Here is a 12,998-nt window from a genome sequence, read left to right as displayed (position 1 = left end):
GCATATAATTCAACTAATCCAAGGATCAGAAGATTGGTAATATGATCCTACGCACAAAATACAGGTCACCCATATGACACTAGATGAGATTGCCAAACTAGCCGGTGTGTCGAAAACCACGGCCAGTTACGTGATTAACGGTAAGGCGCAAAAATACAGAATCAGTGAGAAGACTCAGCAGAAAGTAATGGCGGTGGTAGACGAGTATAACTACCGTCCAGACCATGCTGCTTCGTCGCTGCGTGCTGGTAATAGCCGTTCATTTGGTTTGATTATTCCTGACCTGGAAAACAGCAGTTACGCGCGCTTGGCAAAACTGATAGAGCAGAACTCACGTAAAGTGGGCTATCAAATCCTGATTGGTTGTTCTGATGATGACGCCGAAACTGAACGCAAAGTAGCGGAAGCGTTGGTGAGCCGTCGTATTGATGCTTTGCTGGTGGCGAGTTCTATGCCAGACGCCAATGAGTTTTACTTGAAGTTGCAAAACTCGGGCACGCCTGTGATTGCGATTGACCGTCCGTTAGACGATGAACATTTTGCCTGCGTGATCAGTGAAGATTTCGAGGCCGCCTTTGAACTGACTCATTCGATTCTTGATGACAGTATTCATAGTGTTGGTTTAATCGGCGCACTGCCTGATCTGAACATTTCACGCGAACGCCAGTTGGGTTTTGAAGCGGCGAATAAGGCTCATACACAACAAACAGGGCTAACAGAAAACAAGCCGATGGTTGTGGGTTATGGTGAGCACTTTGATCGTGAATCCGGTCGAGAAGTGTTTGAAGAGTGGATTGCTAAAGGTACCGTCCCTGATGCGATTGTGACTATGTCTTACACCTTACTAGAAGGTGTACTTGATGTGATGGTTGAAAAGCCAGAGCTGATCAATCAAGTAAAGTTGGCGACTTTTGGTGATAACCGATTATTGGATTTCTTACCCTTTAAGGTTCACTCACTGCCGCAGCAATTTGAGGTCATTGCAGACAGCGCGTTTGCTTTGGCATTGAACGCTTCAGCAAAACGTTACCAGTCGGGCATTGAATTGGTGCCGAGAAGCTTAGTGAAACGTACTTAACGCGCCGACGATTCAAGTTTAAGAGAGCCTCAGTGATTTTTAAGGTACTGAGGCTTTTTTATTGAATCAACAAACCAAATTCCACCAATGCTACTAAGCCTAAAAGTAGGGCCAACAGCTTCCAAAACTGAATGGGATGGCGGTTTATCAATGGTTGCTTGGCTTTGTGCTTCATTAGATTTTGATTGGGTGTGTAGAGGTCAGCTACAAAATCGCCTAAAACCTGATATCGCTCGGTCGGTGATTCTGCACACGCCTTTTGTAAAACCAAATCAATCCAAGCCGGTAAATCCGTTCGCTTTTGTGTCAGCGGTTGGTATTCCCATTGGTGATGGCGTGATTGCTTGAGAGATTGCGCGCTCATTTCAGAGTAGGGCAATTCACCCGTTAGCATTTCATAACCGATCACCGCGATAGAGAACAAATCTGAGCTTGTCGTGGCTGTGTTGTACTTAATACTCTCTGGTGCAATGTAATTCACCGCGCCGAGTGGTGTTGGGTCTTTGTCTGCTTGTTCTCCCTCTTCAATTCCTCTTACTAACACCGCACCAAGGTCGATGATTTTGATATCACCATCACGCTGAATCATGATGTTTTCAGGCTTCAAGTCTCTGTGTACCATGTCGGCACGCTGCAAGACACGAATCCCTTGTGTGATTTTTTCGAGTATCTCACGCACTTGTTCGAGCGAGGGGTTAGGGTTGTCGTACATCCATTGCCTTAGCGTGACACCTTCAACCAATTCGCAAATTTGATACAGAAATTGAGAGTGTTCTGGCGTTGGGTAAACCTTCATTACTTTCTTGTTATTCAACAAGATGCCAGCCCATTGCTCGTTAAAGAAAGCCCTTAACTGTGCTGGATCGTCATGGTATTGAACCGAAGGCACCTTTAGGACGAATTCGGTTTGTGTCTCTTTCTGCATCACACGATACACATGACTTCGAGTGCCCGCATACAACACCTCAAGTACCATAAAGTTATCGATACTTTGACCAAGCTTTAACGCTGGTGGAATAGCGCGCTTAGAGAGCTTTTCGTGAAATTCGATTAATGACGGCGTAGGTAAGTGAGTAACTTCGACAATCAGGCAGCTCACGTTGTCTGCGCTATTGTGGCTTAGTGCTGTGTTACAGATGGTTTGAGCTGCGTATTCGAAATCTGCACCGGGTTTGTCGATGTGTTCTTTAAATGTGTTAGGGGAAACGAACTCATGCACACCATCCGAGGTTAGGATAAAGCGGTCATTCTTCTTGATGGGTAAGGTTTGGTAGTCAACATTGAGCTGATTATCCATGCCTAATGCTCTGGTTAAGTAATGCTTCTGTCCCATGTTCTTACGAGTGTGGTCACGGGTCAGTTGGCGTAATTCTCCATCTCTTAGCAAGTAAATGCGGCTGTCACCCACATGGAATAGATGAGCGGTGTTCGATTTCAATATCACGCTGCTGAAAGTCGAAACTAAGGCATTGTGGTTAACTTGTTGTGCGGAATGAATATTAGAAACAGAGGTGTTGAAGAGCCAAGAATTAAGCGAAGTTAGAACTTTTTGCGCCGAACGCTGAATGCTCCAGCTTTGTGGGGTCGCGTAATAGTCGTCAATAAACTGTATCACACTGGTGTGACTGGCTTTCTGACCGTGTTCACTGCAACTGGCTCCGTCGGCTATGCAGGCAACACTGCCTTTTAGTTCTTGTTCTGCACGAGTCTTCGGATGTTTTACAATGATGGCATCTTGGTTTTCGTCACGTACGCCTTTATTCGAATAACCACCAAACTTCAAAGTCAGTTGGTTATTGGTTTCTGGCTTAATGACTTGCCCTTGGCTGAATGAAATCGTCATAACTGGTCTTCTTCTTAACTGGCCGTTTTCTCATTTGCTTGAGAGCACATCTGAGAAAGAACAAAAGCTCTCAGTAAAGCGAGAGCCTTTGAACGAAGTAACCAAGTGTCGCAGCCCGGTTACTCCTCCCGATTCAATGAGTGGTTAACTGACCTTGATTAAGGTTACGCTACCATCGTCGTTCACTTCAGCAATTTGACCGTTGGGCTCTTCCATGAACATCAGAGTCACAAAGCCAAGTACCGCTGTTGCAGCAATCACAAGGAAGAAAGTCTGGTAGCTAACAAACGAAAGCACGGTTAGGTAAACCACCGCACCCACGTTTCCGTAAGCACCTGTCATACCTGCAATCTGGCCTGTCATACGGCGTTTGATAAGCGGTACTGTTGCAAATACTGCACCTTCACCTGCTTGTACGAAGAACGAACATGCCATTGCCGCAACAACCGCTAGCCATACAGGCCATGTGCTCTCTACTTGGCCCATAGCGAAGTAACCTACAGCCAAACCTGCCGTTAGAATAAGTAGGGTTGGTTTACGACCAAATTTGTCTGAAATCCAACCGCCACCAGGGCGAGACATCAAGTTCATGAAGGCATAAGCCGAAGCCACCATACCAGCCAGAACAGGCGTTAGCTCGAAGGTTTCAGAGAAGAACAGTGGCAGCATAGAAACCACTGCTAGCTCAGAACCAAAAGTCGCGAAGTACAGAACATTTAGTACCGCAACTTGCTTAAACTTGTACTGGTGAATCTCTGGCACTTCTTCTTTGAATACATTCTTATTCACTTTCCAAACTTGAGTTACTTCATACAAGTACAGCGCAGCAAGTACTGCATACACACCGTACACCGCTGTGTCAGACAACATGCCAATACCTGATGGAGACAGTTTCCAAGCCAGTAGAGCCAGTGCCGCGTACATAGGGATCTTCATGAAGAGTAGAAAGAAAAAGTCACCCTTAGACGTCACTTCCATTGCGGTTACTTGAGCTGGTTTGAAGTAGGTAGAACCTTTTGGTGTGTCGGATACGTTTTTGTAGAACACAACAGAGAACAGTAAGCTCATTACACCGGTGATACCAACCGCATAACGCCAGCCATCTTCGCCACCAAATACTAATGCTAGAGTAGGAAGAGTGAATGCTGCCGCTGCTGAACCAAAGTTACCCCAACCGCCGTAGATACCTTCTGCTGTACCCAGTTCGTTATGTGGGAACCATTCAGATACCAAGCGAATACCAACTACGAAGCCAGCACCGATAAAGCCAAGTAGGAAACGAGCAATGGCGGCTTGAATGAAAGAGTCAGCCAGTGCGAACATGAAACACGGAATGGAACAGATCGCGAGTAGCGAAGAGTAGACGAGTCTTGGACCGTAACGGTCGGTAAGCATACCAATCGCGACACGCGCTGGAATGGTTAAGGCAACGTTTAGGATTAGAAGGGTTTTGATCTCTTCAGTGGTTAGCCCTAGGCTGGTTTTTACCATCTGCAGTAGTGGTGCGAAGTTAAACCAAACCACAAAGGTGATGAAAAAGGCGATCCAGCTGAGGTGTAAGACCTTCATCTTGCCGGTAAATGAAAACAGCGAAAATTTTGAGTTATCCATGCATTAAATCCTTTAAATATGGAATCTAGAGTTATCTAGCCGTCCACATGCCAACTCCATAGCTTGCCTAGACTGTTAATTATAGGCGGCTAAGGCATGTTAATGGGTGAATTTGAAAGTACAACCTTTTAGTTAGGCGATAACTTCTTGTTAGTTGAACATTTATTGTTAGCTGCTAACTGGTCGTCAGATGACTAACTTGCCAACGCTTCGGGTGCCAGTACTTGAATCTGGTTGCCTTGTCGGCGCACTTCAAAGCGAGTTAGGGCATGTTCAGGTTCTTCTAAACAGGCACCTGTCTCTAGGTGGTAATGCTGCTTGTAGAGTGGAGAGGCCACATAAGGTTCTCCACTTAACGAGCCGATAATGCCGCGTGACATAACGTTGGCTTTGCCTACTGGATCGAAATTCGAAAGGCCGTAAAGCTTGTCACTGCGTTTGCAGTAAAAGATAGCGACTTGATGATCAGCCACCTTGGCACACACACCCGCATTGGGTGACAGTTCCTCTTGAGAACAAACAGTGGTCCAGTTTTCCATGACAGTCTCCTTGGTAATTTATAGAGTCTTTGATTTTGTTCCATTTCCTAAAAAAGAAGGTCGTAAAGAAAGAAGGTCGCTAGCAGTGAATTGCCGAGAACAAAGGATCTGCTAACGACCAAACTGGTTACGAGACTTCCGTAATTTCAATTTGTTGTGTGCTGCTTAATGCCTGATTACGCTCCGCTTCTTGGTCTGTGTTGACCGAAGGCTTCGGGAAGCGCTGCTCACGTTCTTTGATAAATGACAGGCTAGAGTCCATTTCATCGCTATTGATGTAGTGCTGGAAGCGCTTCATCTTGACTGGGTTTTCGATAGTGGTTTTCCACTCACACTGGTAGTTTTCGATATTGAGCGCGATGTCGGCTTCTAGATCAGCAGCGACATTGAGTTTGTCTGCAATCACCACTTCTTTGAGATACTCCAAACCACCTTCTAAGTTTTCCATCCAAACCGAAGTACGTTGTAGGCGGTCTGCAGTACGTGTGTAGAACATCAACACGCGGTCGATGTATTGAATGAGAGTTTGCTCGTCTAGGTCGGTCGCGAATAGGTCTGCGTGACGTGGGCGCATGCCGCCATTACCACAGACGTACAGGTTCCAACCTTTATCTGTCGCAATAACACCAATGTCTTTTGATTGCGCTTCGGCACACTCACGAGTACAGCCAGATACCGCGAATTTGATCTTGTGTGGTGAGCGTAGGCCCTTGTAGCGGTTCTCTAGTTTAATCGCGAGGCCAACACTGTCGTTGACGCCGTAGCGACACCAAGTGCTACCAACACACGACTTCACTGTACGAACCGATTTACCGTAGGCGTGGCCAGTTTCAAAGCCTGCATCAATCAGCTTTTTCCAGATGGCAGGCAGCTCATTAAGTTGTGCACCAAATAGATCGACACGTTGTCCGCCAGTAATCTTGGTGTAAAGGTCGTACTCTTTTGCGACTTCACCCAGTACGATCAGTTTGTCTGGTGTGATTTCACCGCCAGCAATACGTGGAACCACAGAGTAGGTACCGTCTTTTTGCATGTTGCCAAGGTAGATATCGTTGGTGTCTTGCAGCTCGATGTGCTCATCTTTCAGGATGTAGTCGTTCCAGTAAGAGGCGAGAATAGAACCCACCGCAGGCTTACAAACGGTACAGCCTAAGCCTTGACCATGAGATTCAAGCAGCTCATCGAAGGTTTTGATTTTGTTGACGCGAATAATGTCGGTCAGTTCTTGGCGCGAGTAAGCAAAGTGCTCACAGATGTCGTTAGAGACTTCCACACCCAAGTTGCTCAATTCACTGTCTAATACTTGTTTAGCAAGGGCAGAACAGCCACCACACCCCGTCGATGCGTTGGTCGATTCTTTCAGCGCTGCCATTGTGGTGCAGCCTGCAGAAACGGCTTGTTTGATGTCGCCTTTGGTGACGTCAAAACATGAACAAATTACAGCACTGTCTGGAAGCGCTTCAACACCCATGGCGCTGCCGGAATCGTCAGCAAGGTTTGGTAGAATCAGTACCGATGGGTTCTCTGGCAAAGGCATATCGTTTTGCTTGATTTGCAGCAGCGAACCATACGCGTCTGCGTCGCCCACTAACACGGCACCGACGATCTTCTTGCCATCAGCAGAAACAATTAAGCGCTTATAAACTTGTTCAATTTCATCGTTGTAGGTGTAAGACTGTGCGCCTTCGGTTTTGCCATGCACTTCACCAATACTGGCTACGTCTACGCCTAGCAATTTAAGCTTGGTGCTCATATCGGCACCCGTAAAGCTGCTCTCATCTTCGCCATTGGAAAGGATATGGCTAGCTGCGATTTTCGCCATTGAGTAGCCCGGAGCCACTAAGCCAAAGATCTTGTTATCCCACAGCGCACATTCACCAATCGCGTACACATCATCAATGTTGGTTTGGCAGTAATCATCAATCACGATACCGCCACGTTCACCTATCGCGATGTCAGAGCTACGAGCCAGGGCATCTTGAGGGCGAATACCTGCAGAGAACACGATCATATCGGTTTCAAGATGTGTGCCATCGGCAAAGTTCATGCGGTAGCGAGCATTTTCACCCGCCACAATTTCAGAGGTCGCTTTCTCGGTGTGAACCTGTACGCCCAAATCTTCAATTTTACGTCTCAGCAGGGCACCGCCGCCGTCATCGAGTTGAACTGCCATTAATCGAGGCGCAAATTCTACGACATGGGTTTCTAATCCAAGGTTTTTAACCGCGTTTGCCGCTTCTAAACCCAGTAGGCCACCACCGATCACCACGCCCGATTTGCTCTGTTTACCAGATGACTCAATCGCATCGAGATCCTCAATCGTACGGTACACATGACAGTGTTCTTGGTCGTTCCCCGGAATTGGGGGGACGAACGGGAATGAACCTGTTGCGAGAATCAGTTTGTCATAGCTTTCACGGTGTCCACTGTCAGTCACGACTGCTTTGTTTTCGGTATCGAGCTCAGTGACTTTGGCATTGATTAGGTATTTAACGCCATTTTCTTGGTAATAAGCTTCACTCGTTAAAGCCAAATCGTCGGCTGTCTTACCGTTGAAGTAGGCCGTAAGTTGAACACGGTCGTAGGCAAGGCGCGATTCCTCACTGAAGGTAATAACTTCATATTGGTCTGAATCAGCTTGAATGATGTTGTCGATAAATTTGTGGCCAACCATGCCATTACCAACGACGACAATCTTTTGTTTGCTCATAGTAAATTCCTTTTTTGATGGCTTCCTAGCGTTTCTAAAACTGCCCACTCTCTGGTGGATAATGTGCTGTTCTTCCAATGAACTGAAAACTGTAAATTTTGAGTTGTTGGTAAATAGGACAGCAAGTAGGGTGCCAGATAAAAATAGATATCGAGGAAAATAAAAATAACATTTTAAATCATTGGTTTAATTAAATGACAAACGGACCAATTACCCCTAAAGTGGTAGATTTAAGAAAGAGAATATTTATGAAAATGAGCCTTTGTGGTGCAAAATTGATCAACATGGTGCAAAAATCTCAATATTTTCTCGATGGCATTTGATTAACATTATTTCCTGTAAGTGATTTGATTTTAAGTTGTTGTAATTAATGGTTATTTTTCTTGATTGGGAAAGGGGTGAATAGTGGTGCGTAAATTGCTTTATTAAAAAAGAGAAATTTTCATCGCGAAGAGTGGTTAGTAAGAGGCGCTCTGTTAGCACGGTGGAAACAATAAAAAGAACATTGCACGAGGGAAGAGTGATGAGTTCAAACAAGGATTGGATCAAATCAACGTGTGCTTACTGTGGCGTAGGTTGTGGCATTGAAGTAAGGCCAACTGCTTCGGGGAAACTGGAAGTGCGTGGCGATAAAGACCACCCATCGAATTATGGCAAGTTGTGTACAAAGGGCGCAGCACTGGGAGACACCGTAACACCAATTGGCCGTTTAACTCAGCCGATGCAAAGAGTCGCAAGCGGACAACAACTTCTACCTTGGAGTAGCGCATCTCAGCTGGTGGCAGACAAGTTCAAACAAGCGATAGAACAGCATGGCCCGGACTCTGTCGCCTTTTATGTATCAGGCCAACTACTGACTGAAGATTACTATGTAGCTAACAAGCTGATGAAGGGGTTTATTGGTAGCGCTAACATCGACAGTAACTCTCGCCTTTGTATGGCATCTAGCGTGGTTGGGCATAAACGTGCGTTCGGTACTGATACCGTTCCTGTTTGTTATGAAGATCTAGAGCAAGCCGAAGTGGTCGTCATCACTGGATCAAACCTCGCTTGGTGTCACCCTGTACTGTTTCAACGCTTAAGAGCAGCCAAGCAAGCTAACCCAGACATGAAAGTGATCGTCATTGACCCGCGCTACACCGACACCTGTGAGATTGCCGATATACACTTGGCATTGGAATCTGGTTCCGATGTCGCTCTATTCAATGGTTTGTTGGCTTACTTAGATGATAACGACCAGCTTGACTCTGATTACATTGAAAATCATACCCAAGGTTTTACGGAAGCGATTCGAACAGCCACAGATTACCGCTATACCGAATCAGGTTGGGGCAACAAAAGCGTTCCTGAACTGACAGGGCTTAGCGAGCAACAACTCGAACAGTTCTATCAGTTGTTCGCATCTAAAGAGAAAGTGCTCACCATCTATTCCCAAGGCGTGAACCAATCCACACAAGGTTGTGACAAGGTAAACGCCATTATTAACTGTCATTTAGTGACCGGAAAAATCGGAAAGCCGGGTATGGGCCCATTCTCGGTCACAGGCCAACCGAATGCGATGGGTGGGCGTGAAGTGGGCGGCCTAGCCAATACTTTAGCCGCGCATTTTGAATTTGGTGATCCACAATCACATCAAACCGTTAGCGATTTTTGGCAAACCGACAGCTTAGCCACTCACGCAGGCTTGAAAGCCATCGACCTGTTTGATGCCATGAATGAAGGCAAGATAAAAGCGGTGTGGATCATGGCTACTAACCCTGTTGTGAGCCTGCCAGATAGTGAAAAAATCAAAACCGCTTTGGAGAAGTGCCCATTTGTGGTGGTGTCGGACTGCATTGCGGATACGGAAACAACACGCTTGGCCGATGTAGTGCTACCCGCGCAAGGGTGGAGTGAAAAGTCGGGCACCGTAACCAACTCTGAGCGTCGAATCTCACGCCAACGCCGCGTATTACCAAGCCCTGGAGAAGCGAAACCTGATTGGTGGATATTAAAAGAAGTCGCGCAAAAAATGGGATTCAAAGAGCAGTTTGATTACCGCCACGAAGGCGAGATCTTCAAAGAGTATTGCGAGATGACAGCCCTAGGTAATGAGACAGGTAAAGCTCGCGATCTATGCTTAATCGGGCTTACTCAGTTAGATGAGAAAGGCTATGGTGAACTGACTCCGCAGCAATGGCCAGTACTTGAATATCAACCAGAAATCATCGAGCAGCGCATGTTCACCGATGGCGAGTTCTTTACTGAATCTGGCAAAGCGCAGTTTGTAGCGGTTGAGCACGACAAGCCGATTGCCGTTACCAGTGTCGAATTCCCACTTATTATGAACACAGGTCGAATCCGAGACCAATGGCACACCATGAGCCGAACTGGCTTAGCCGCAGGTTTAGGTGAACACACACCAGAACCCTTTGTCGCCATGCACCCAGATACGGTCGCAGAGCTTGGTTTAGAAGAGTTTGGCTTAGATGCTTTCAACCACGCCACTATTAATCCGGTAGTGAAAGTGCGCAGCGCACAAGGTGAATGCCAAGCTCGCTTAGTGGTGACCAAAGAGATGCGCCGTGAGCAGGTGTTTATGCCTATTCACTGGAATGCGCCAACCGCCAAAGACAGTAAGCCGTGTGACCTGATCTTGCCTCATACCGATGCAGCTTCAGGCCAACCAGAATTTAAACACACACCTGTTGTGGTAGAGCCGTGTGGTTATCGTAGTGAAGCCGCCTTGGTCAGTGACAAGGTGATGGATTGTAGTGGGTTTGATTACTGGGTTCGCCAAAGAGTGGAGGGCGGTTTTCTGTATCGTATTTCTTCATCGAAGAATCCAATGGAGTTGGTGATTCAGCTTGCCAATACCCTCGATGCGTTACCAGAACCGAATACAGAGGCGATTAAATCACTCCATTACCACGGCAATAAATCGTTCAAGAACTACGGCTCAGCCAAGCTGGATCAGTTTGGTGTAAAGCAAGCGTTCGTCGTGAACAGTAAGCTCGACCATCGAAGCATCGATTGGCTGGTGAGATGCCTCATCCGAGAAGCTGATGAAGAATTCGAAGCCGAGTTTTTGAGTACATTGGCTAAGTAGATAGTTATCAAAATAGATCCATAGCAAACGCCGACAATTTTGTCGGCGTTTTTCCATTCTTCACGGCAACGCTAGTTTTTATCTATCGAGCCTCACGTCGTTCACCTGCTTTTACGCTTCATGAAACTTAGAACTAGCTATTGATACAGAGATAAAGACGTGTGTGGATAATTGATAAGCGACACACACATTCACATTATTTACGAGTTTGGTTTGGGGTAATCGGAAACGCTCCTGATTTTTATCCTGTATGATGTGTGCTTTTAGTAAAATTATCATATTAAAGAGTGGCTTAGCTAAGCATTGGTTGGAGTGTTTAGTAGGGCGTGTTAGGGAAAATTCTCATAATCACTCTTTATCAAATCGTGAGTCATGGAGGGGGCATGGTTAGGGAAGCGACAAAAGACGACTGTGCAAAATTAGCGCTACTGTCTATTAGAGTCTGGCTAGATACATACGCTCAAGAAGGAATAAAAACCGAATATGCAGACTATGTACTGTCTACGTTCACGGCAGACTATTTCCTGGAAATACTGAATAACACTAAATACCGCGTTTTGGTTAGTGAAAAGAATGAGATTCTACATGGTTATGTAATGGTTAATCTTGAATCGAATTATCAAACGCCTGAAAGTGGTTTTGAGGTTGAAAAGCTCTATGTAGATGGCCTTTTTAAAGGCAAAGGTGTGGGCAAAAAGCTGTTAAAAAGCGTGGAGGACCAGTTTGGTCGCCAATATTGGTTGTACACGTGGGTTAAAAATGAATCCAATGGCTTTTATGAACATTTAGGTTTTAGTCGAATAGGCTCTCTTACTTTTGAGTTTTTCGGAGCGTTGATCGAAAACAACGTCTATCAATCAGCCTCTGATTAGGTTTCAAATTAAGTACTGTTTTCGTTCCCTAAGCAGTAGGGCAGAGCACAAAAAGCAATAAATCACCTCTCACACAGTGTTAACGATTAAAGGAGAATTGAGCGTTATGTGGATAGAGCAAAGCCGGATTGAAGGAGACAATGTTGTTCTTGAGCCATTGAATCTAGGGCATGTACCTGAACTAATCGAGGCCGTGAAAGACGGAGAGCATTGGAAGCTATGGTTCGCTAATGTCCCGAGTCCAGAAAAAATGGAGCAATACGTTGTTGATGCTATCGCTCAAATGGTACTCGGTAATATAGCTTATGCGGTGCGAGTGAAAGCCACCAATCAAGTCGTAGGGACTACCCGTTACTATGGCGTTGATAGGCCAAACAGACGAGCGTTAATTGGTTATACCTGGTATTCAAATTCGGCTAGGGGAACATTGATAAATAAAGAGTGTAAATACCTTTTGCTACGGCAATTGTTTGAGCACTATGAAGCTATTGCTGTCGAGTTTCGCACTCATATTGGGAATACCGTCTCTCGAAAAGCGATTGAAGGGCTTGGAGCAAACCTCGACGGTATCTTGCGTAATCATCAGATCTTAAAGGATGGCTCGGTAAGAGATACGGTAGTGTATTCAATTATTGACTCGGAGTGGCCAGAAGTTAAGCAAGGCTTTCTGAAAAAACTCAGTCAACAAGAGCCTTAAAACAAGGAAGTAAGAATGGAAAACTATTGGAATCCGATGGTTCCTGAACTATCCGTTAGCAACTTTGAGCGGTCGCTTGCCTTCTACGTTGATGTACTTGGTTTTTCTATTCGCATAAAGCGTGAAAATCCTGATTTTGTGTATCTCGAACAAGAGCATGTGCACATGATGTTAGAGCAAATCAATGATGAAGGATGGATTACTGGTGAGCTTGAGGCTCCCTTGGGGCGAGGTGTGAACTTTCAGATTGAATTAAGTGACTTAGAACCTCTAGTAAAACGTCTCCAAGCCCACAAAGTGCCTCTGTTTCGTGAGCTGAAAGAAACTTGGTATGACATTGGTGAAAAGTTGTCTGGAGAGCGTGAGCTTCTTCTCCAAGATCCGGATGGTTATTTGTTAAGGTTCACTCAACACCTCGGAGAAAAACCGAAGAGCTTGGAGTGAGTTCATTCATTGTTTTTAAGACTAGCCAGATCGATCACCAAACGCCGACAACTTTGTCGGCGTTTTTCCACTCGCCACTGCAACGCTAGTTTTTATCTATCGAGCCTCACGTCGTT

At 45.8% G+C, this 12,998-nt stretch carries 9 protein-coding genes; 5 read left to right on the top strand and 4 right to left on the bottom strand.

Features of this window, described 5'->3' with window-relative positions:
- The first annotated feature begins 73 nt into the window (after positions 1-73).
- Positions 74-1,078: a catabolite repressor/activator gene (gene cra / locus BCT81_RS18100; protein ID WP_102425362.1), complete on the top strand. Its 1,005-nt coding sequence runs from the start codon at positions 74-76 to the stop codon at positions 1,076-1,078.
- A 58-nt stretch (positions 1,079-1,136) separates the two neighbouring features.
- Here the strand turns inward: cra and BCT81_RS18095 are convergent, their stop codons facing one another.
- The 4 genes from BCT81_RS18095 to nirB all read right to left on the bottom strand — a co-directional run bounded on the left by BCT81_RS18095 (position 1,137) and on the right by nirB (position 7,781).
- Positions 1,137-2,921: a bifunctional protein-serine/threonine kinase/phosphatase gene (locus tag BCT81_RS18095; protein WP_102425361.1), complete on the bottom strand. Its 1,785-nt coding sequence runs from the start codon at positions 2,919-2,921 to the stop codon at positions 1,137-1,139.
- 144 nt (positions 2,922-3,065) lie between these two features.
- Positions 3,066-4,532, bottom strand: coding sequence for a NarK family nitrate/nitrite MFS transporter (locus BCT81_RS18090; protein WP_102425360.1), 1,467 nt, complete (start codon positions 4,530-4,532; stop codon positions 3,066-3,068).
- Between the two features lie 194 nt (positions 4,533-4,726).
- Positions 4,727-5,071: a nitrite reductase small subunit NirD gene (gene nirD, locus BCT81_RS18085; RefSeq protein WP_061031137.1), complete on the bottom strand. Its 345-nt coding sequence runs from the start codon at positions 5,069-5,071 to the stop codon at positions 4,727-4,729.
- Positions 5,072-5,198: 127 nt separating this feature from the next.
- Entirely contained in the window at positions 5,199-7,781 is a 2,583-nt protein-coding gene (nirB, locus tag BCT81_RS18080; RefSeq protein WP_102425359.1) for a nitrite reductase large subunit NirB, read from the bottom strand.
- 505 nt (positions 7,782-8,286) lie between these two features.
- On the opposite strand from nirB, the gene BCT81_RS18075 reads away from it, so the two are divergent.
- The 4 genes from BCT81_RS18075 to BCT81_RS18060 all read left to right on the top strand — a co-directional run bounded on the left by BCT81_RS18075 (position 8,287) and on the right by BCT81_RS18060 (position 12,882).
- Complete coding sequence (locus tag BCT81_RS18075) at positions 8,287-10,869, top strand: nitrate reductase (RefSeq protein ID WP_102425358.1); 2,583 nt, start codon at positions 8,287-8,289, stop codon at positions 10,867-10,869.
- A gap of 383 nt (positions 10,870-11,252) precedes the next feature.
- A complete protein-coding gene (locus BCT81_RS18070) occupies positions 11,253-11,741 on the top strand; it encodes a GNAT family N-acetyltransferase (protein ID WP_102425357.1) in 489 nt (162 codons plus the stop codon).
- Positions 11,742-11,847: 106 nt separating this feature from the next.
- Positions 11,848-12,438 (top strand): GNAT family protein, encoded by a 591-nt coding sequence (locus BCT81_RS18065; protein ID WP_102425356.1) that lies wholly within the window; start codon positions 11,848-11,850, stop codon positions 12,436-12,438.
- A gap of 15 nt (positions 12,439-12,453) precedes the next feature.
- The gene (locus BCT81_RS18060; protein ID WP_102425355.1) at positions 12,454-12,882 is read left to right on the top strand and encodes a VOC family protein; all 429 of its coding nucleotides are present in this window, start codon (positions 12,454-12,456) and stop codon (positions 12,880-12,882) included.
- Positions 12,883-12,998 lie beyond the last annotated feature (116 nt).

This window comes from Vibrio sp. 10N.261.52.A1 (assembly GCF_002876325.1).
GTDB lineage: Bacteria > Pseudomonadota > Gammaproteobacteria > Enterobacterales > Vibrionaceae > Vibrio > Vibrio chagasii.
Note: the sequence above shows the minus strand (reverse complement) of the source record. Positions and strands in the feature narration are given on the sequence as shown.

What these genes read in the sequence shown, in the direction of transcription:
- BCT81_RS18070 (WP_102425357.1), top strand. Translation starts at nt 11,253, where the DNA reads ATGGTTAGGGAAGCGACAAAAGACGACTGTGCAAAATTAGCGCTACTG.
- BCT81_RS18065 (WP_102425356.1), top strand. Translation starts at nt 11,848, where the DNA reads ATGTGGATAGAGCAAAGCCGGATTGAAGGAGACAATGTTGTTCTTGAG.
- BCT81_RS18095 (WP_102425361.1), bottom strand. Translation starts at nt 2,921, where the DNA reads ATGACGATTTCATTCAGCCAAGGGCAAGTCATTAAGCCAGAAACCAAT.
- nirD (WP_061031137.1), bottom strand. Translation starts at nt 5,071, where the DNA reads ATGGAAAACTGGACCACTGTTTGTTCTCAAGAGGAACTGTCACCCAAT.
- nirB (WP_102425359.1), bottom strand. Translation starts at nt 7,781, where the DNA reads ATGAGCAAACAAAAGATTGTCGTCGTTGGTAATGGCATGGTTGGCCAC.
- BCT81_RS18060 (WP_102425355.1), top strand. Translation starts at nt 12,454, where the DNA reads ATGGAAAACTATTGGAATCCGATGGTTCCTGAACTATCCGTTAGCAAC.
- BCT81_RS18090 (WP_102425360.1), bottom strand. Translation starts at nt 4,532, where the DNA reads ATGGATAACTCAAAATTTTCGCTGTTTTCATTTACCGGCAAGATGAAG.
- cra (WP_102425362.1), top strand. Translation starts at nt 74, where the DNA reads ATGACACTAGATGAGATTGCCAAACTAGCCGGTGTGTCGAAAACCACG.